This window comes from Paenibacillus sp. FSL H8-0537, assembly GCF_038051995.1.
Classification (GTDB): Bacteria; Bacillota; Bacilli; order Paenibacillales; family Paenibacillaceae; genus Pristimantibacillus.
In genome coordinates this window covers 4,962,861-4,982,676 of sequence record NZ_CP150290.1, presented here as the reverse complement: position 1 = coordinate 4,982,676, position 19,816 = coordinate 4,962,861, and the positions used below count along the sequence as shown (strand labels likewise).

The following is a 19,816-nucleotide window of genomic DNA, read 5'->3' as shown; positions in this document are numbered from 1 at the left end:
TATGCTGAAGGTGACAGCGACTGAATGCTTAGGTCCATGGGGGCATTCCATCGAAGGTCTTGCTGATTACTCGGATATGCTTAGAGCGGCGGAAGAACCAAGCCGGTCGATTGACATAGAACCCGTCCCCGGATTTATTGAATCCGCCTTCAATCCCATGGTGTATCAGATTTTGAAAAAACATGTGGATTCGGGGATGATTCGCTCGCATCAGAAGCTGGCGATTCTACTCGGCAGTGCATTTGGCGATACGGCTACTGCAGATCGGGCAAGTCAGAATTTGCTGCAAGGCAAAGTCCATAATCCTTTATTGTTCTATCAATCTGTTCCTAATTCTATTCTTGGCTACGCTTCCAAACCATTTGGCTTTACCGGTATGATATCAGCGATCAGCCACTTCGGGAATGGACTTGTCTCCTTGCTCGATCTAGCTGCTATCTACATGGATCAACCAGATGTTGAGCAGGTACTGGTCATTGGTGTGGAGCTGCAAAGCAGCCGCTCTGACGAACTGCTTGCGGAGCTTGCTCCTTCAGAGCCGTCTTTGCGATCATGCGATCATGCCATCTCTCTCTTACTAGAGAGCGTCGAGGGAGATGTTTTTTCAGATACTGACGAGGAGCCTTATATCTATATTGAAGCAGTCGAAAGCTTGACTGAGCCTTTAGGTACCGAGCTGCCTGTACGACCGTTTGCCGGCAATCAAGGGCTAGTGGATTTGGTTATAGCCGTCGATCAATTGAAAAAAAGAGAAGTAGCCACCCCGGTTATTATCTACGATTATGAATTCGGAGGAGGCTGCCATGCTATTAAGCTCAGTCAATAAGCAAGCATTCTATCAGGCGTTGATTTCAAACACAGCAGAGCCCTCTCGATTGGCCATGAAATTTTCTTCTTCCGTAACGTATGGACAGCTTTTCGAGGAAATCGAAAGTGGACGGCTGCGGCTGTCGGAAGCAGGCGTTAAGGAAGGGGATCTCATTGCACTGCAAGTCAAAAGCTCCCTGACCTTTGTTTATTTATTATTTGCCATATGGAAGCAAGGGGCTCAGGCGATGCTGCTGGACAGCCGTTTGAAACGGACGGAAACCGAGGCGCTGCTCCAGGAATATGGTCCACACTATCATATTTGCTCAGCCGATCAGAGTCATCCGCTAGCAAGCTTTACTGAAGAAGTTTCCTTCGAAATCGTGAAGCTCCAGCATAGTAAGGACTGCGAGCCCGAAAACGTGCTTCAATTGTTCACATCAGGCTCTACGGGCAAGCCGAAAGCAATCGGTAGAACAGCAGAAGCGATTCTTGGCGATTTGCATAAATTGACAGCTGAACCTTTACTATCACGCGATGATCGTGTGTTGGCCTTGTCTCCGCTTACGCATACATTTGGTTTGCTTAATGGATTGCTGCTGACGTTATTCACAGGGGCTTGCTTATATTTTCCGCGAAGTCACCAAAGCCAATCCATCCTTCAGACACTTCGGGAGGAAAAAATTTCGGTGATGTATGGCGTGCCATTCCACTATAAATTATTAGGACAGGTGCCCGGGACGGAGTCGCTCCCTGAGCTTAAGCATGCTATTTCCGCAGGGGAAGCGCTCTCTCTAGAGGTGTATCAAGCTTTTCACGATAGATTTGGAGTCAGGATCGGCCAGCAATACGGGACGAGCGAGACTGGCGTGCTAACCATGGACTGGGATGGCAAAAATCCGGAGAGTGTTGGTCGCCTACTGCCGGGAGTAAGCTTGCGGATTAAGAACAATGAAGTGCTGGCGGCATTGCCGGAATCTCCCTATCTGCCTCGCATCGTGAACGAAAGATGGAGCGAGGGATGGTTCAATACATCGGATACGGGCTCCATAAACGAGGAGCAGCTTTTATATTTAGCTGGGCGAACTGACAGTATTAAGATTATCGGCGGACTTAAAGTGAACCTCCAGGAGATCGAGCTTAAGCTGAAGCATCACCCCAAAATCCGAGATGCGCTGGTCTGTTTGTCAGAGGACAACGAGATTATTGAAGCTCATGTCGAGCTGCAGGAGTCATTACAGGAATCCAGCTTGCTGGAATGGTGCCGAGAGCAGATGGCCGATTATAAAGTGCCGAGAAGGTTTTTTTGGACAAGCAAGCTTCCAAGAACTTCGACGGGCAAGTTGATTCGGATAAACCCCCATTTGCTTAAGCATGAGGAGGAGCGGCTGCAAAAGCAGCTGTACCAGGAGCCTCAGAAGGTATCCCTACTGCTGGAGCTTGGAGCTTTATACGAAAAACAAGGCCGTCTGCTGGAAGCGGGTGATCTCTATAGGAGAGCGAAACGTTCTACAGTCTCTAGTGAAACTAGGCTGAGGATTGAGGAAGATCTTACGCGTATTCACATCCTCATGGAGCGCGCTGCATTCACGAAGAGAGACTATGCGGCTTCATTAAACAAAGTGGTCAGTATTTATTGCTATGGCAGAAGCGGCACGCATTTGATGAAAAGTCTATTGGACGGTCATCCGAATATTATTTTAACGATGTTGAACGGTATGGAAATTTTTAAGCTGTGGCAATCAACGATCAAACCGAGTGAAGGGAGCATGGACAAGGAGGAAATCGTTGAGGCGATATTCCAGACGTTCCCTGACGAATTCAACGAGGGCTGCATTCTTGAAGAACCGAAGCAGAACGGGATGTGCGCCTTAGGGGAAGGCAGAGATCAGATTTTCACGATTGAACGAATTCGATTTAAGAAGGAATTTTTGGAAATCACGGAGACGTCTGATCTGATGGATAGAACCTTTTTCTACCAAGCCGTACAGCTTGCGGCATCCTGCGCGCTGGGAAGAGCCTATGACTTCACCTCGGAGCTTCCGGTCATTATTGAAGGGGGCATTCACTTCGCAACGAGTGTCGCGGAGACGGAGCAGCTTATTGAGCTTTTTCCCTATGCTAAATTATTTCATATGATTCGCAATCCCGTTATAGCGTTTGCATCTGCGTTGAACTACCAATTGCATGCCGGCAAAGCGAGTATCTACAACCTATGCTTTCAGCTGCAAGCGCTGTTCCACGGCATCCCTGTAGCAGCACGCTGGGCAGATCGGACGTATTTGGTGAAGCTAGAGGATTTGCATGTAAAGCCGGAGGCTACTCTTGAGCTGATATGCAAGCATCTGGGCATTGAATGGAACGAAAGCTTGCTTCACAGCACGTTTGGCGGCATGAAATGGTGGAACTCCTTATCATCGGAGGTTGTTTCCGGATTTAATACTCGTACCATCTCGAAATCTTATGATGAGCTATTGTCTTCATTCGACAAATTCAGGCTTGAGAGCATGCTTCGGATTAAATACCAGGCATGGGGATATTCCGGACACGACTATTACAACTACGATAATCTGAGGGAGCTCTTGGCATTCCCGTTTAAGTTCGAGAAGCAATATGGAGAGTTCTTAGAGAACCCTGCCATTATTCGTACGATGGTGCATCGTCTATGCATGAAATTACTCGCAGAAGAGCATGAGCTTGGCGACACCGACAGATTGGAATATCAAGTCCAATTATTGTCTGAGCGTCAAGTGGAAAATGCCGTGCGCTAGGGGAGCTGGGTGAGAGTGGATTGATCCTATTTGGTACAAAATCAGAAACGTTGGAGAGGCTTGAGAGACTAGTCAAGTGTGCAATCGTTCTACCCCAGCTTCAATTTACTGCATATGAGTGGCGTTATCAGCAATCTGAGGTTTTAGAAAGTCTGAAGCAGCTTTCATGGTCGGGGGCGCCACTAATTGTACGAAGCAGTGCGGCCTGGGAGGATGGGACTACCGCTTCCTATGCAGGATGCTATGATTCGGTTCTTAACGTAAATGGAGAGAGCGAAGTCATACAGGCAGTTAACAGGGTGCTGGCATCCTATCAAGATGAAGATCCGGTCCATCATGTATTCATACAACCGATGCTTCCAGATGTCGCAATCAGCGGGGTTGCTTTTGGAGTAAATCCTAATAATGGCGGCAATTATATCGTGATCAACTATGATGACGTGAGCGGTGCGACCGATGCTGTCACCTCGGGTACGACCAATCATCTCAAAACCTATCATTATTTCAGAGGGTCGCCGCTGCCTGCGGGGAGGACACTGGGTCAAGTTATAGATTTGATGGATGAACTAGAGCAAATATTCGGGACACCTAGGCTCGATATTGAGTTTGCAGTGGACAAGGCAGGCAAGCTGTATCTCTTTCAGGTTCGGCCTTTGTTATTAACCTGCGAATTAGCAAGCCTTGATCAACAATTTGCGATACTAAAACGGATCTATGACAAAGTAGGACAAGGTCAAGCGAGGCAGCCCTACCTTTATGGACACAAAACGGTCTATGGTGTCATGCCGGACTGGAATCCAGCCGAAATAATCGGCATTCGTCCCCGGCCGCTCGCGCTATCGCTGTACAAAGAATTAGTGACTGACAGCATCTGGGCCTATCAGCGGAGTCAATATGGCTATAAGAATGTCAGGAGCTTTCCTTTACTCATTGATCTTGGTGGTTTTCCATATATCGATGTAAGAGTCAGCTTCAACTCCTTTTTGCCAAAGGAGCTAGATGCCGAATTAAGCGAGAAGCTCTTGAATTATTATATGCAAAGCTTAATTGATAACCCGCAAAATCATGACAAGGTCGAGTTTGAGATCATATTTTCTTGTTTTACCTTCGATCTGGACACGAGACTAGAAATTCTTTATGAGCACGGATTCACTAAGCCGGAATTGAAGCAGCTTAGTCTTTGTCTGAAGGATCTTACGAACCATATCGTATGTACTGAAAATGGTTTATTGCAAAATGATCTGAGTAAAATCAACGAGCTGGAAGCAAGGCGTTCGGAGCTTCTCGCCAGTTCAATCGACAAGGTGTCGAAAATTTATTGGCTGCTAGAGGATTGCAAGCGCTATGGTACGCTGCCATTCGCCGGGCTGGCAAGAGGGGGCTTCGTAGCCGTACAAATGCTTCGATCCCTCGTCTCCATCGGGATATTATCGGAAAGCGACTACCATCGTTATATGAGCAGTCTAGAGACAGTCAGTACTCAAATTAGTATTGATTACGCTCAGCTAGCTATGGACGATTTTCTAGCTAAATATGGTCATTTACGACCTGGAACCTACGAGATCTGTTCACTTCGTTATGATGAAGCACCGGAGCAGTATTTTGAATTTTCCTCGTCGCGTGAGCTTGACCGTGATCGTGTCATAGAGAAGCCTTCCTTCACTCTTTCGCTTGCTCAATATAAACGAATTCAAGCTTTGCTGATAGAGCACGGTCTCTTAGATGGAAATGTGCTTGGACTATTCGACTTTTTTAAGACTGCGATTGAGGGAAGGGAATATTCCAAGTTTGTATTTACAAAAAGCTTGAGCGAGGCGATTCGGCTATTCGGCCAATTGGCGGAGGAATACGGCATTTCGAAGGAGGAGGCTTCCTTTGCCAATATCGAGGTAATCAAGCGGGCTTATGAGTCAGATTGCGATATACAGGGCTTGCTGCTGGATAGTGTTAGGGCTGGCAGACAAAGATATGAGGCAACCTTGCAGTTGGAGCTGCCGCCATTGATCACCGAGCCCTCTAATGTATGGTTATTCAGTCAACCGGAGCTTGAGCCGAATTTTATTACAATGAATCAGGTCACCAGCAAGATTGCATTCTCAAATGAGGATCATGAAAGCTTGCGGGGAAGCATTTTATTTCTTCCGAGTGCCGATCCCGGTTATGACTGGATTTTTTCCAAAGGAATTGCTGGCCTAGTAACCATGTACGGAGGCGTCAATTCACATATGGCGATTCGTGCTGGAGAGCTTTCGATTCCCGCCGTAATCGGAGTAGGAGAAAATTTGTATAACCACTACGGCAATGCCAAGGTGCTTGCCATCGATTGCGCGGGGAAAAACATGAGGATCATTCAATGATTATGATTGGCATTACGATGCGTGTCGAAGAGGTAGCGAGCCGCGGTGAGCGAAGAGACGCTATTGACCAAAGCTGGATCAACCTTTTAGCCAACTGCGGCTATATGCCGATTCTGTTGCCCAATCATTTGCCAACGGTGCAGGAGATGATACGAAGTCTGCCGATCCGAGGCGTGATTATGACGGGAGGCAACGATCTGCTAACGTATGGCGGGAGTTCACCGGAGAGGGATGAGGTAGAGCGATTTCTCATTCAATATGCATGTGACAGCGGCAAACCCTTGCTGGGCGTATGTAGAGGTATGCAAATGCTTCAGGATTTTTGGGGCATCGAACTGGAGAGGATCGAGGGCCATGTTGCGGTGCATCATGCTGTGCACACAAATGAAGGCAGCTTGAGCAAGAACAGCTATCACTGCTACGGATCTCGAAAGACTGTGGAGAAGCTCGTTGTAACCGCAAGGGCTGCCGACGGGATCATTGAGGCGGTCATGCACAAGCATGCCAGCATCAAAGGAATTATGTGGCATCCAGAACGGGAAATGCCGTTTGAACCAAGCGATATGAGCATGATAAAACATTTATTTGGAGGAGAATGAATATGAATAAGATGATGCACGGTGATTTTACTTTGCTGGCCAAACAATATGTCAACAGACCAGGTTATTCGGAAGATATTCTACATGCGCTGATGTCGCATACGGGAGCAGCTAGCGAGGGTTTTGTGACTGCAGACGTAGGTGCGGGAACGGGGAAGCTAACCGAAATACTGGCCAAGCTCGGGATGAGGGGGGTAGCTGTCGAGCCTAACGATGCAATGCGGGAAGAAGGTATTCGTCTGGATACTTGCAATAAGCAGTTTGCTTGGCAAAAAGGTTTTGCGGAGGAAACGGGCTTGGCGAATGATTCGGTAAACTGGGTGTTTATGGCATCTTCCTTTCATTGGACAGATCAAAAGCAAGCGTTAAGCGAGTTTCATCGTATCCTGAAAGAAGGGGGGCATTTTACTGCTTTATGGAATCCGCGGGATATTGAGCGAAATGAACTGCAGCAGCAGATTGAAAGCATAGTAAGACACTATGTCCCTGATTTAAAACGTGTTTCATCAGGCTCGCAGAGCCACATGAGCGGCGTCGAGGAGGCGCTTTTATCTACGGGGCATTTCGGACGCTTAATATTTATGGAGGCTCCGCATACCGTTGTTATGACAAAGGAACGTTATTTGAACGCTTGGCGTTCGGTAAATGATATTCAAGTGCAAGCGGGGCAGATTCTGTTCGAGAAGATTATGGACGAGATCAGCCTATGCTTAAGCCAGATTGATGAAATTGAGGTGCCTTACAAGACAAGAGCTTGGACAGTCCAAGCGATATAGGAAGCGGGTTGCATGAGATGAAAGCTATTCTATTGGCGGCAGGACGTGGAAGCAGGTTAGGCTCCCATACCCTGCATGAGCCGAAATGCCGCACTATGCTGCTAGGCAAACGATTAATTGATCGACAGCTTGAAGCGCTTCGCGAGGCTTCCATCCGCGATATCGCGATCGTCCGCGGATATATGGCTGGTAGGATACAAGTGGCTGGAGCAACATACTTCGAGAATAGGGAATGGGAACAAACGAATATGCTTACCAGTCTGTGCTGTGCTTCCGATTGGCTGGAGCGAGAGCCTTGCATCGTTAGCTATACCGATATCGTCTATACGTCTGATGTTATTGAGCTTATGCTGCGCGCAGATGAAGATGACGATATTGTCATTCCTTACAATATTAACTGGCTTCCCTTGTGGGAAGACCGATTCCTTAATCCGTTAAGCGATGCCGAAACGTTCAGACTGGGAAGCGACAGCCGAGTTATTGAAATCGGCGGCAGGCCAACATCTCTTCAGGAGGTGGAAGGGCAATTCATGGGGTTGCTCCGTATTTCGCCAAAGGGGTGGCTGATGATTCAACAATTTCTCTCCTTGCAGGATCAAAGTCTAGTGGAGCGCATGGATTTGACGGCTTTGCTAGCCGGATTAATCGAACAGGGGATTGCCATTAAGGCAATTCCTTATCGCGGACTATGGTTAGAAGTTGATCACGAATCAGACCTGTTGCTCTATGAGAACAAGTATGGAGACAGGCTATAAACCGGAAGGAGGGAATGACGGTGTTCAAACTGGATTTAGAACCCTATAACACGAACCGAATTGATTGCTACTGGAATAATGTTATCGCCATTCTAATGACGAGGGATTCGGCATTCGAAAGCTTGGTCCCTCTCATTACATCGCAATACGAAATAGAGATTCCGAGGCGTGAAGTAATTACCGACGTAGTTTACAAGTATAAACAAGAGAATGGCATACTGCTCCCATATGTTACAAGGAACTTGTCAAACGCGCTATTAGATGAATATATTCAGCAGGTTGATTTGCCACTCTACAGAGATACCGATGCTGTCGAGCTCGTCAAAGGTTATTTGAATGAGGGGACGTATTGTATTCTGCGATTGAATCGTTTCCATTTTCCCTTCTGCCCCGAATGCCGTAAAGCCGAATTGATTCATCCCGTTTTGGTCTATGGGTATAGCGACGAGTTATCCACTTTCTATATGGTGGAGGACTGCGTTCCGCCAGGAAAGATCGTTAAGCATGAATTAAGCTACCAGGATTTCCGGCTTTCCTATGACTCCATTCCCACAGATCAGTTGTTTGGATTGGGGTTGCGCATCATTAAGGAACAACTGGATACGCAGTCGCCTTACAGGATCATCCAGTCGAATATTGGTAAACAGCTCTACGGTGAATCTGTAGCTTCGGAGGAAACGACAACAATGAGAGGTCTAGGTGTATTGGAGTACTTTCGCGATCATTTTAGCGAGATTACCCTCTCTGCCAATGATCTGCACTCCAATATGAGTCACCGACTGTCATACTCGTTATTTTACCAGAAGCGCAATCTGATGCTTGTTGACTATTTGCAAAATCAAGGTGTATTTGGTCGTAATGATTATGAGGAATTGCAAAAGGGTTTTACTGATCTGTATGATAATTGGGCGTTAATTCGATCGAAAGTCATTCAATACTATATCAAGCCGGATCGGCCGGATGCACAAGCCTATGCATTGACTATGCGGCCATATTTGGATGCTTGCTTGAAAGAAAGTGAGCTTCTAATGCAGCTGCTAGATTGCTTGAATAGAGCCGTGGGGGAAACAAGTTGAACGAATCAGGCCGTGTTTTTTGGATTACAGGACTGGCGGGATCAGGAAAAACCACAATAGGTAAACAGGTATATACTCGGTTGAAGGCACAAAGCGATGCGGTTGTTTTTCTTGACGGCGATATGTTAAGAGAGGCTTTCGGCCATGATCTTGGCTACTCTATTGCTGACCGACATGCAAGTGCCATGCGTAATGCAAGGATGTGCAGGATGCTGGCTTTGCAAGGATTGGATGTGGTGTGCGCGACGATCTCTATGTTCCATTCCTGCCGGGCATGGAATAAGGAAAATATTTCACATTACTATGAAATCTACCTGCAAGTATCCAAAGATACGCTAATAGCTCGTAATCAGAAGGAGCTGTATACGGGGGCTTTGAACGGACAGGTACAGGAGGTTGTTGGTATGGATATGGATTTTGAAGAACCATCGCAACCTGATCTAATTGTCGTTAATGAGGCATCTGCTTCTTTAGATGCAATTGTTACACAAATCTTGAAGCTGCCTGAATAATCGGGATTTGGCGGAGAGACGGGGGAATGAGGTTATGTTAAAGATTCAATTCTATTCCTTAATATCTCAGCAGTCGATTACGATGAACAGAAAGTCGCAACGACCCTTACAGCTGATCCATGGGGATCAAATCATGCTGCTGCTTGCGCTCAATCCAATGGAGCTTATGCAGGAGCAGCAATCCATTTCTTTAGGTAAGGAGGAGCTTCTGCTTGCCTCAGGGCCACTGTGCATTGTGCCGCAGCACGAACCTACGATTAGCTATAAAGGGATTGTCTGCAATATTGAAGGTGAACGCACAGACGAGGAAGCCGAGTGGACCATATCAATCATTAAACCCGCTGATCGGGAATTAGCACAGCAGCTATTGAAAAATCCTGTTCAGACTGAACAGGATATCCATGTATTAGAGCGGTATCTACAATTATTCATCCAGTCGAATCCGAAAAGAAAAGTATGCGCAATGGAATCAGCCCGAAGGTCTTCTGAACAGATCGACAAACGAATAAGTTTCGTATATCGCTATATGCTGCTTCATTATGAGAAGCCGCTTACGCTTCACGACCTTTCGAAATTAGTAGGCTGCCATCCCGTTTATTTGAGCAGCGTATATACGAGAGTGTATCAAGTATCCCCGATGCAGCATTTGCAGCAGATTCGTATGAGAAAGGCTAGTGTGTTTGTTCGAAGCACGAATATGAAAATGAAAGAAATCGCTCACTCCATAGGCTATGTATCCAGTTCCCAATTCGGCTCCATTTATAAACGTTATTATGGCGTTTCACCAAATCGGGATCGCGCAGCTACCATGATGAATACAAGTTGGATAGAACCCTATTATTGAGCCTTGCCTAACGTCCCATTTTATGGGGCGTTTTTTGTTGGCACCTTATCCGTTATCCGACACATGCGAACGACAATACTCTTCATAGGAACGCCATTATGTTACATCTAATAACTGAAAATCATCTATAGTTTACTAAGCGTAAACTATAGATGCCCATCTTATCTTTTTTTTTCATATTATGTATAATTGGTAAAGAGATTATATTAGACGGTCCGCATAATGGAGGTGTTTGCTATGATGAGGATAAATGATTATTACCAATTGATATTATTATATATTTTCATTGTATCTATAGTGATTATTTCCTTTTTATTCATGTTTATCGGAGTGTCACATCAAAATTCCAATAATAAAAATATTGAGATTAATCAAGCCATTGAAGCTGAACAACGAATGATTCCCGATTTAGGCGCATACTCCCTTCAATCATCCAAAGATAGCGATTCAAACTCATTGGGATTAATAGGTAATATAAATTTTGATCATGCAAATTCGAATAATGCTGACTCTATGACTATCGTTAATTCCAAGTATACAAACTGGAAGCTCTATTCAAGTAGGGCGGTTGACATAAATGACACAACGCTTTCTGTATTTTCAGGCAGATGGATGTTAATAGTGTTCATTAGTATCTTAATGATTCTTGTTGGATTTACTCTTGTAAAACATATTCGCTATAAACCGACTCAATCCATCCTTAATAAGCTGGGGCAATACTCCATCAGACAAAGTGAGGAAGTAGGCATTAAAAATACGAATAATGAATTTACGTTCATTGAGATGGCATTGGATCAGCTTCTTAAGAAGTCCCTAGATTATGAAAGCTTGTTTAAGGAATACAGTCTGCTTCGCCAGCAACGTCTATTTTATGATTTGCTGTCAGGGCAGCAGGTCTTGACTGACAAGCAGTTCGAGACCCAAATGAAAGCTCTTAATATGCCGTATCTATTCGATCGCCTCAGTGTCATCATAGTTGAAATAGATTACTACACACGTTTCACGGAAAAGTATAATCCCAAAGATCAGCATCTACTCAAATTTATAATAGAAAACGCATTTCACGATTTAGGAGAGCAGTGTAAGATTTTTGTTTGGCATGCTTGGATGGAGCCAAATCGTATCGCGTTTGTTGTTCATCAATGCAAATCAGAATTATCAGTTGCGAAACCAGCAATAGAGCTTGCGAGTGAATTTCAATCCTGGATTTTGCACAATCTGGAGTTGACGGTAACGATAGGGATTGGAGCTGATTCAGATAGCATTGAGACAATCGCGGAATCGTATCGCAATGCGAAGGAGAATGTTTCTTTAAAGCCTGTTTTTGGAACGAATACGTTGATAGATAATCGGGTAAGCTCAGGAAAAATCAGTCTGGACAATTATGCCTATTTGCAAGCTATAGAAAATATTGTACACTCGTTCCGCAAAAATGAATGCGATTGTAATAAAAAACTGACACAACTGTTCAAGCAGCTAAGAGAGATGAGATTTGATAAACATGAGATGTTGGCGTTCGTTAAAAGCTTTGTGATGCAGATGGAGAAAGAAATCAACGTATTGAATCCGGGAATTCAACAGCTATGGAGGAATGAATTCCTTTATAAGTTTACAGAGCTTTGGGCTCAGTCAGAAACTTTGGATGAGCTTGAGAAAGAGCTTATGAGTACGATGCTGGCATTCGAAGCTAGTGCAGATCAAGATCGTCAGGCTAGAAGACATCATGTTATCGCTTTCCAAGCCAAAAGCTACATCGATATGAATTTCGCCGATCCCCTTCTTTCTCTTACGGGTGTTAGCGCCTATCTTAAACTTCAGCCCAGTTCATTAAGCCAGCTTTTTAAGGAAGAACTGGGCGAAAAATTCATTGATTACGTTCTGAGAGTCAGGCTTGAATATGCGAAACGATTATTATCGGAGACGGATGAACCGATTCAATCCATTGCGGAGCAAATTGGTTATCAGAACGTCATTTCATTCTACAGAGCATTCAAAAAGATACAAGAAATTCCTCCCGGAGAATATCGGAACATACATCGAGTCCATTCGAAATGATGAGGAAAGCGATCTATTTTAAAAAAAGGCATAAACAAAGTTGGACCAAATGGTTCAATTGTTCCCTAGTTCTGCCGATATAGGTATAAGAGCCTAATTTTGGACATAGCTAGGGAGGACTAGAAACAACAATGAAATCATTAAACCAGTCATCATGGAAAAAAAGTATGCATCGCACAGTCTTAGTCGGAGGCGCGTCGCTTCTGCTGCTAAGCTCAGCAGGCGGAGAAATGGCCTACAATTTTGGAGGTTCGGCGTATGCAGCTGAAGCACAATCAACTGTCAAAAATGTGACGATTACGTACCCAGCATCAGCCGTAACGGTTGCTCTTAATGAAAGGCTGCCGCTGCTCGCAAAGCTGAAGCTGTCAGAGCAGGTGACGCTGCGATATGAATCAGGCAATGGCGCGGTAGCGCGCGTGAACAGCGATGGCGTTATTATCCCTGTCTCCGCAGGGAAAACTAAAATTCGCGTTCATGTGACCTCCGCTTCCTATAAGGGCAAGCTTGAGCTGCCAGTAACGATCCGTGCAGCATCAACTTCTTACAAGGCTGTGGCGGCTTCGAAGCGCGTGTCCGCAGGGGGACGTTCCTTCACCGTTCAAACCGTGGCGATTCCTAAAGGGATGCCCGTTACAGCAGGCCTGCCTAGCAGGACAGTCGGGTTGACGCAGGGCTTATCTGGAATTGCTTCCCTGTACAATGCAGCAGCAGCCATTAATGGCACGTATTTTGAATCGTATGGCGGAATTCCTGAGCCTTATGGCAACATCATTAGCGATGGCGTTGTCGAGCATATTGGAAATACAGGAACGAGTATTGGCTTTCAATGGGACGGCTCGGCTCTTATGGATACGCTGCAGGTGAAGATGAGCGGCAAAGTAAGCAGCCCCGGGAAATCCTCACAAAGCTGGTATGTGTATTTCGTTAATCGGACACCTACTCCAGGCAGAACAGCTGCCATTATGTATACGCCGAAACGCGGCAGCAAAATCGGAATGACCACAGGCTCAGCCGTAACGGTCAGCAAGGGTATCGTAACGAAGGTTAGCAAAAATACGAATGTCGATATTCCAAAGGACGGGTATGTTCTCTTCTTTACAGGGGAGGAGGAGCATTTGGCGAGCCGTTTCCAAAAAGGCAGCTACGTTGACTATACCGTCAGCTATAACGATGTTTCCGGCAAAGCGATTGACTGGAGCGAGGTGCATACCGCAATTGGTGCGGGCCCGCGCCTAGTGAAGGATGGCAAGCTGGCCGTTGATCCAGCGAACGAAGGTTTTGTCAGCCCGAAAATTTTAACTGACTCTGGCGCACGAAGCGGAATTGCGATAATGAACGATGGCTCGATTTTGCTGGTTACGGTTCCGGCTGCGACCATAAAGCAATGGGGACAAATTATGGTCAGCCTGGGTGCTAAGCAGGCAATGAATTTGGATGGCGGCGCATCTTCCGGCTTGTATGCGAATGGCAAGCAAATTACGCCTGCCGGACGCGAGCTCAGCAATGCGCTTGTATTCAGCTCCTTGCCGAAATGGTAAAGGTTGCTTGAAAGCTGTTTAATTGACAGAAAGAGAGCACAACATGGCAGCATGACATAAAAAATACGGCCTGCCTTGAAGCGGCAACAGCCAAAAAGGTTCAGCGAGACGAGGTCTCGCTGAACCTTTTTTTCATACCTGGCGAGCAGGCGTTTGTGCGGCAAATTCGTTGAATGGGCTTGAGCAAAATTTGCCTTTCTAGTTCTGTTCCTCTTCTTCTGTCTCAGTGGAGAGCACAAATTCGTCATCTGCTCCAGGATAGTCGCGTTTCAAATCTGCATGCAGAGCGCGGTTTTCATAGCTGAAACGGTTGTTAGGGCGCTGATCTTTGCGCCATGGCGAGCTTTTACCAAGCGGCAGACCGGGTCTCTCCGCTGCGTAAGGCCCTTCTGGAAACTCCTCCGGCACCAGGTCATTTCGCTGTGATTCTACGGTTGAGACATCGGTTGAGCGCTTGCGGTCCTCTTCGGTAAAACCGTCCATGTGGATCATCCTTTCTCCTTCCATTTTGCATTTGCAATACCTGCGCTTTCATTGTTCCCTGTTCGAAGGGCATCATGCAGTTTATAAAGCAACTGCTGTATCCGTATATAAAAGCTTGTCAGATTGAAAAGCATATGATAATATACTGCTAATCGAATATTTGAACGTGAGGAAGCACCTCTCTATGGCTCTGGATGAGCTATGGGGAGGTGCTTTTTTTATGTCCTTTTATTTGAAATTGGAGCAGCCAGGGAGAGATGAAAGATGCAAATTTTCTTTTTGAACACATTTGAAAAATCCTCGATGGAGGAGGGCGTACATACCGCCCAATTGTCGATTTGCGAACAGGAGGGCATTTGGTCAGTACTATGGGTCGATGGCGAGCATACGGCAGCTGCGCCTGATGTCTGGTATGAAGGCGTTTCCTGGGAGGACATGCTGCTCGCCTTTCGCCATGGCGTGGCGGTACGAATGGGAGAGGGCTTTACGCCGGTCGTTGAATCTATGCTGGAAGGCCGGCGCCATTCGGGAATGGGCAGCTTGCAGGCAATGGTGCAGTGTTATGGCGAACTGAACGCGGATCAAGACTTGTTTGAACAATTAAGAGATTGGCGCAGGGTGAAAGCAGGAGGAGAGAAGAGGTCGGCTTACCTCATTGCAACGAATCGGATGCTGTGGATGTTCAGCACGTTTGTACCGCATACGGCCGAAGAACTGCTGCAAATTCCCGGGTGGGGAGAGAGCAAGCAAAATCGATATGGAGCTGAAATTTTGGCGATTACAGATAAGCATGCCCGTGAAACAAGCTTTCCGCTTGACTGGGTAGAGCAGCTGCTGGACAAGTCTGATTTTACAAGGTGGCTGTATAAGCAGAAGGAAGTAAAATTCAAAAACGAGATGGACAAGCAGCTGCAGAAAAAGCGGATTCTCAGCTGTTTGAACAGCGAGGAGACGCTGGAGCAGCTAGGCGCCAGCCTCGAGCTGTCACGCAGGGAAATAATGGACAGAATCGAGCAGCTTGAAGCTGAAGGATATGATGTTGAGCCGCTTGTTGCACGCGAGCTGCTGCATATGCCGGAATCCGAGCAGCAGCTTGTCTGGGAAACGTTCGAGCAGTCGGGCGACCGCTACTTGAAGCCCGTGCTTCAGCAAGTATATGGAGCAGAGGGCTTGAAGCATGAACAGGTGGATATGCTGTATGAACGGCTGCGGCTGCTTAGAATCCGTTACCGCAAGGCTCATGCAAATCAGGCACAAGCTATATAAGCCTTGATTGTGTATCGCTGTGTTCATCTAGTACTTTATATCCGAAAATTAACTAGGTCCATAAATTTGGTGCGAAAATCCTCGAAATTCCCTTATAAAGCATTTGAAAATGAACACAAACTCATAGGTCTTAAGGTTCAAAAATGATAAAAATAGTATACTTGTCCTATTTTTAAAAGTATAATGAGGAATATAAAAAATCGCGATCTTTGTCGAAAAGGAGCGTATTCCCGTTATGAAGGCTGAGTATATTAATCCGTTTCTTGAAGCGGCAAAAAGTGTAATTGAGCAGGTCATCCAGATAAAGCCGTCGACAGGGCAATTAGGCTTGAAAGATGTAAAATTTGTTGAAAATTACATTTGGATACAAATCGGCCTGAACGGACAAATGAACGCTGATATCGTTTTTGGACTAAGCGAATCGGTAGCGATGAAGATGATATCGGCTATGATGGGCGGCTTCTCGATTTCTGAAATTGACGAAATGGGCAGAAGCGCCATTTCTGAGCTTGGCAACATGATTAGCGGGAATGCGAGCACGATGTTATCGAATCAGGGCGTCCATGTAGATATTACACCGCCGAAGGTCATTCAGTCTGCAACTGCTGCTGGCTTTAAAGCGCAGCAAGCATTAACCATTCCGCTCATTATGGAGGGAATTGGTGAACTGGATATTCAGGTTCTGGTAGCATCGTAATCGTAACGGCGAAAAACTCCTTAGGGAGTTTTTTTGCATTTATAAGAGCTGATATTATATTTCCATCTTTTTGGAGGAAAAGGCTTTCTACGGCTGGGATTAAGTGTTTAATGATTTGCCCATTTCCTGATGCAGCTCATACAGCTCAAGTACGCTTACGGGCCTTTTGGATGCTTGCTCAATATTTTGCCCTTCGGCAGTCCATAGGTAGGGGACAATGGAAAAGGCTTGATCTCCTTTTAGCGTTTGGGAGTCCGCCATCCAGCTTTCCCAGCGCATTGTCTTATAAAATAATTGCAGATCGCCATTCAGCGCCCAGCCTATAAACTCGGAATAGGTACACTCGGTATCCTCCCATTCAAGCGTGTCAGGCGCCAAATAAAATACGGTTTTATTATTGGAATGAATGGCAAAGAAGCCGCCAATTATATCATAAGCTACGACCAAAATGTTTTGGATGGGACTGTTCCAAGTTGCTAAAGAGCCTGAAAGCCGCTCATTTCCTGCCCCTAATATTTTTAACCAGCCATAATCGACAAGCAGTCCTCCGCATTCCAAGGCAATAGCCCCCAAATAGGAGCGATTCGTAACTTGCAAATGCTCCAGCGTTTTCCTGCCAGCCTCAATGGAACAGCTGACAATGGTAACGGGATTGGCAGCTTCGGATACAAGGCTTTGAATTTCTTCCCATGCATCCTCAGGCACCATTAATTCCTTATAGGATTTCATTTTGCTCATCCTTCCTTTCCTTAATATTGTACTGAGACAGAAGCGTATTGTCCAAAATCATAAAGTGGCGGAAGCCTAAGCAATGTTTTACAAAGGTTTCTTTGCTTAAAATGCCCTGATCAAGTAGAATTAGCTTTAGGTGATGACGGATGTTAAATGGCAAAGTTGTGCTTATTTCCGGCGCTTCCAGCGGGATAGGAGCACTTGCTGCAAAGCAGCTTGCGATGCGCGGCGCCATTGTGGTGCTGACCGGACGAAATGTGGAGAAGCTGAAGGCGCATGTGGCAGAAATCGGCAGCAATAGCTCCTATTTTCAGATGGATGTAACGAGCATGGAAGATGTTCAGCAGGTCATTCAGGCAGTGCTGCAAAAGCATGGGCGTCTCGATATATTGATTAATAATGCTGGTTACGGGCAGTTTGAATATTTTGAGACGATGCCGGTCGAAGAATTTGACCAGATGATGGATACGAATTATATGGGTATCGTTCGCTGCACGAAGGCTGTGCTGCCATATATGCTTTCCCAAGGCAGCGGTCATATCGTAAATATTGCCTCACTCGCAGGCAAGATCGGCTCAGCCAAGTCAACGGCCTACACGGCAACGAAGCATGCGGTGCTCGGCTTTACCAATTCGCTGCGGATGGAGCTGCGGGGCAAAGGGATTGTCGTATCGGCGGTAAATCCCGGACCGATTGACACGCCGTTTTTTTCGCTGGCAGATCCGTCAGGCAATTATGTGAAAAATGTCAGCTTCTTTATGATGAAGCCTGACTATGTAGTCAAGGCCATTGTGCGGCTTATTGAGCGCAGGAAGGCAGAAATTAATTTGCCGAGATCGGCGGCGTTCGGCATTAAGCTTTATCAGCTTTTTCCGCGTCTGATTGACCGATTGTTCGGCGGCATGCTGGATCGAAAATAGTGTTTTGAACAAGAGAGGACTCGAACATGAGTAAGCAAAATTGGTTGGATTTAGGTTTAAATGAACAGCTGGCGGAAGCGCTGGTTGAAGAGGGTATTCAGGAGCCTACTGCGGTGCAAGCAGAGGCCATTCCGGTACTGCTCGGAGGGCAGGACGTTTCCGCACGTTCGCAGACGGGAACAGGCAAGACGCTGGCCTATTTGCTGCCTTTGCTGCAAAAGCTGAATGCATCGTCGAAAGAAATTCAGGGTGTCGTCATTGCTCCTACGCAGGAGCTGGCTATGCAGATTGTACGGGTAGCTGAATTTTATGCGAAGCCGCTGGGCCTCCGTGTGCAGCAGCTAATTGGCGGCGCAGCGCTCAAGCGCCAAGTAGAGAAGCTTAAGCTGCATCCGCAAATTGTCATCGGTACGCCGGGACGTATTCACGAGCTGCTTAAGCTGCGCAAAATCAAGCTGCATGCCGTCAATCAGGTCGTCGTTGATGAAGTGGACCAAGTGTTCCAGCTGAGCTCGACTCGCGAAGTGGAGACGATTCTTTTTGCTATGGGACAAAATCGCCAAATCGCTTTTTTCTCGGCGACTTATCCAGAGCAGATGGCACGCTTTGAAAGCCGCTGGATGAATGAGCCGCATCGAATTCAGGTTGCCCCTGAGCATCGCGTGTCGGAGACAATTACGAATTATTATTTCGTATGCGACAAACGGGACAAGCCGGATATCGCCCGTCGCATCATTCGCATGCTGAAGCCAAAATCGGCGTTGCTGTTTTTGAATGAGACGGACACGATTTCAAACTGGGAAGCGAAGCTCAGCTATGAGGGCTTTACGGTAGAGGCGCTATATGGCGATGCTGACAAGCAGCGTCGTGCTGCTACGCTTGCACGCTTTCGCGAAGGTGCGTGCCAGCTACTGCTTGCGACTGACGTTGCCGCGAGGGGACTCGATATTGAAGGCTTGCCGCTCGTTATCAATCTGGAGCCAGCGCTTGATGCCGATCATTATGTGCATCGGGCGGGCCGGACGGGCCGCATGGGCCGCACGGGAACCGTTATTTCCATTGTTACGCCGCAGGAGCATTTTATTATGGACAAGTTCCGCAAGCAGCTCGGCATTGATCTTCCGGAGAAGGCGATGCTTAGAGGCAAGCTGGTTACACCGGAGGAAGCGCGGAACGATAAATCCTCGTTCAAACGTCCGGATTATACGGGAGCGCCGAAGAGTCGTCAGGCGTCAGGCGGCGACTTAGCGCAAGGTGATGGAGCGCGAGGCGAGAGGCAGCGCGGAGAGTTCAGACAAGGTGCAGGTGGGCAAGCTCCGCAAGGCGAGAGGCGCCGGGGCGAAGTTCAGCCGGGCAGCCGCAGGAATGATGCACAAGCAGATGGGGCAGTGCGGGCGAGAACAGCGGGAATCGCTGCCTCCGCAGCTAATGAGCCACAGAAAGCGGCTGTTCCAGCGAAACCGAAGGCGAAGGTGCTCTCCAAGCAGGAGCGCCAGAAGAAGAGCAAGGATAAAGGCGCTCCGAAATGGCTGAAAGCAAAGCGCGAGTCGGGCGATACGAAGGAGTAAGCTTTTAAGCAAGAACAAGATTATAATTCAAGCCCCTTTTCCAGCAAATTGGTATGA

17 protein-coding genes are annotated in these 19,816 nt (G+C 46.7%); 15 read left to right on the top strand and 2 right to left on the bottom strand.

Features of this window, described 5'->3' with window-relative positions; translation table 11 throughout:
* Window position 1 precedes the first annotated feature (1 nt).
* From MHB80_RS20970 to MHB80_RS20920, 11 genes are all read left to right on the top strand, one after another.
* Window positions 2-826, top strand: coding sequence for a hypothetical protein (locus MHB80_RS20970; RefSeq protein ID WP_341278792.1), 825 nt, complete (start codon window positions 2-4; stop codon window positions 824-826).
* On the top strand, window positions 804-3,578 hold the full coding sequence (locus tag MHB80_RS20965; protein WP_341278791.1) for an AMP-binding protein: 2,775 nt from the start codon (window positions 804-806) through the stop codon (window positions 3,576-3,578). Before MHB80_RS20970 ends, MHB80_RS20965 begins: the two co-directional genes overlap by 23 nt.
* 20 nt (window positions 3,579-3,598) lie before the next feature.
* Window positions 3,599-5,935 (top strand): PEP/pyruvate-binding domain-containing protein, encoded by a 2,337-nt coding sequence (locus MHB80_RS20960; protein ID WP_341278790.1) that lies wholly within the window; start codon window positions 3,599-3,601, stop codon window positions 5,933-5,935.
* Entirely contained in the window at window positions 5,932-6,534 is a 603-nt protein-coding gene (locus tag MHB80_RS20955) for a gamma-glutamyl-gamma-aminobutyrate hydrolase family protein (RefSeq protein WP_341278789.1), read from the top strand. The genes MHB80_RS20960 and MHB80_RS20955 overlap by 4 nt, the downstream gene beginning before the upstream one ends.
* Window positions 6,535-6,536: 2 nt before the next feature.
* Window positions 6,537-7,310, top strand: a complete 774-nt coding sequence (locus tag MHB80_RS20950) for a class I SAM-dependent methyltransferase (protein WP_341278788.1) — start codon at window positions 6,537-6,539, stop codon at window positions 7,308-7,310.
* 17 nt (window positions 7,311-7,327) lie between these two features.
* Entirely contained in the window at window positions 7,328-8,065 is a 738-nt protein-coding gene (locus tag MHB80_RS20945) for a phosphocholine cytidylyltransferase family protein (protein WP_341278787.1), read from the top strand.
* A gap of 20 nt (window positions 8,066-8,085) precedes the next feature.
* Window positions 8,086-9,141, top strand: coding sequence for a hypothetical protein (locus MHB80_RS20940; RefSeq protein WP_341278786.1), 1,056 nt, complete (start codon window positions 8,086-8,088; stop codon window positions 9,139-9,141).
* A complete protein-coding gene (locus MHB80_RS20935; protein ID WP_341278785.1) occupies window positions 9,138-9,653 on the top strand; it encodes an adenylyl-sulfate kinase in 516 nt (171 codons plus the stop codon). Before MHB80_RS20940 ends, MHB80_RS20935 begins: the two co-directional genes overlap by 4 nt.
* A gap of 34 nt (window positions 9,654-9,687) precedes the next feature.
* Window positions 9,688-10,497, top strand: coding sequence for an AraC family transcriptional regulator (locus MHB80_RS20930; RefSeq protein ID WP_341278784.1), 810 nt, complete (start codon window positions 9,688-9,690; stop codon window positions 10,495-10,497).
* Between the two features lie 237 nt (window positions 10,498-10,734).
* Complete coding sequence (locus MHB80_RS20925; RefSeq protein ID WP_341278783.1) at window positions 10,735-12,552, top strand: AraC family transcriptional regulator; 1,818 nt, start codon at window positions 10,735-10,737, stop codon at window positions 12,550-12,552.
* A 131-nt stretch (window positions 12,553-12,683) separates the two neighbouring features.
* Complete coding sequence (locus tag MHB80_RS20920; protein ID WP_341278782.1) at window positions 12,684-14,093, top strand: phosphodiester glycosidase family protein; 1,410 nt, start codon at window positions 12,684-12,686, stop codon at window positions 14,091-14,093.
* Between the two features lie 198 nt (window positions 14,094-14,291).
* Here MHB80_RS20920 and MHB80_RS20915 read toward each other — a convergent pair whose 3' ends face one another.
* Complete coding sequence (locus MHB80_RS20915; RefSeq protein ID WP_341278781.1) at window positions 14,292-14,576, bottom strand: hypothetical protein; 285 nt, start codon at window positions 14,574-14,576, stop codon at window positions 14,292-14,294.
* Window positions 14,577-14,840: 264 nt separating this feature from the next.
* Here MHB80_RS20915 and MHB80_RS20910 point away from each other — a divergent pair, with 264 nt between their 5' ends.
* Both MHB80_RS20910 and MHB80_RS20905 read left to right on the top strand, forming a co-directional pair.
* Window positions 14,841-15,842, top strand: coding sequence for an HRDC domain-containing protein (locus MHB80_RS20910; RefSeq protein WP_341278780.1), 1,002 nt, complete (start codon window positions 14,841-14,843; stop codon window positions 15,840-15,842).
* Between the two features lie 235 nt (window positions 15,843-16,077).
* On the top strand, window positions 16,078-16,539 hold the full coding sequence (locus MHB80_RS20905; protein WP_341278779.1) for a chemotaxis protein CheX: 462 nt from the start codon (window positions 16,078-16,080) through the stop codon (window positions 16,537-16,539).
* 99 nt (window positions 16,540-16,638) lie between these two features.
* Here the strand turns inward: MHB80_RS20905 and MHB80_RS20900 are convergent, their stop codons facing one another.
* On the bottom strand, window positions 16,639-17,277 hold the full coding sequence (locus MHB80_RS20900; RefSeq protein WP_341278778.1) for a DUF2625 family protein: 639 nt from the start codon (window positions 17,275-17,277) through the stop codon (window positions 16,639-16,641).
* A 140-nt stretch (window positions 17,278-17,417) separates the two neighbouring features.
* Between MHB80_RS20900 and MHB80_RS20895 the strand changes: the two genes are divergently transcribed.
* Window positions 17,418-18,191, top strand: a complete 774-nt coding sequence (locus tag MHB80_RS20895; RefSeq protein WP_341278777.1) for an SDR family oxidoreductase — start codon at window positions 17,418-17,420, stop codon at window positions 18,189-18,191.
* A gap of 26 nt (window positions 18,192-18,217) precedes the next feature.
* Window positions 18,218-19,759 (top strand): DEAD/DEAH box helicase, encoded by a 1,542-nt coding sequence (locus MHB80_RS20890; RefSeq protein WP_341278776.1) that lies wholly within the window; start codon window positions 18,218-18,220, stop codon window positions 19,757-19,759.
* The last annotated feature ends 57 nt before the right edge of the window (window positions 19,760-19,816 follow it).

Bases quoted from the DNA above. Each gene is read 5' to 3' on its own strand.
- MHB80_RS20970 (WP_341278792.1), top strand. From the start codon at position 2: ATGCTGAAGGTGACAGCGACTGAATGCTTAGGTCCATGGGGGCATTCC.
- MHB80_RS20965 (WP_341278791.1), top strand. From the start codon at position 804: ATGCTATTAAGCTCAGTCAATAAGCAAGCATTCTATCAGGCGTTGATT.
- MHB80_RS20955 (WP_341278789.1), top strand. From the start codon at position 5,932: ATGATTATGATTGGCATTACGATGCGTGTCGAAGAGGTAGCGAGCCGC.
- MHB80_RS20950 (WP_341278788.1), top strand. From the start codon at position 6,537: ATGAATAAGATGATGCACGGTGATTTTACTTTGCTGGCCAAACAATAT.
- MHB80_RS20945 (WP_341278787.1), top strand. From the start codon at position 7,328: ATGAAAGCTATTCTATTGGCGGCAGGACGTGGAAGCAGGTTAGGCTCC.
- MHB80_RS20930 (WP_341278784.1), top strand. From the start codon at position 9,688: ATGTTAAAGATTCAATTCTATTCCTTAATATCTCAGCAGTCGATTACG.
- MHB80_RS20925 (WP_341278783.1), top strand. From the start codon at position 10,735: ATGATGAGGATAAATGATTATTACCAATTGATATTATTATATATTTTC.
- MHB80_RS20920 (WP_341278782.1), top strand. From the start codon at position 12,684: ATGAAATCATTAAACCAGTCATCATGGAAAAAAAGTATGCATCGCACA.
- MHB80_RS20915 (WP_341278781.1), bottom strand. From the start codon at position 14,576: ATGGACGGTTTTACCGAAGAGGACCGCAAGCGCTCAACCGATGTCTCA.
- MHB80_RS20910 (WP_341278780.1), top strand. From the start codon at position 14,841: ATGCAAATTTTCTTTTTGAACACATTTGAAAAATCCTCGATGGAGGAG.
- MHB80_RS20905 (WP_341278779.1), top strand. From the start codon at position 16,078: ATGAAGGCTGAGTATATTAATCCGTTTCTTGAAGCGGCAAAAAGTGTA.
- MHB80_RS20900 (WP_341278778.1), bottom strand. From the start codon at position 17,277: ATGAGCAAAATGAAATCCTATAAGGAATTAATGGTGCCTGAGGATGCA.
- MHB80_RS20895 (WP_341278777.1), top strand. From the start codon at position 17,418: ATGTTAAATGGCAAAGTTGTGCTTATTTCCGGCGCTTCCAGCGGGATA.
- MHB80_RS20890 (WP_341278776.1), top strand. From the start codon at position 18,218: ATGAGTAAGCAAAATTGGTTGGATTTAGGTTTAAATGAACAGCTGGCG.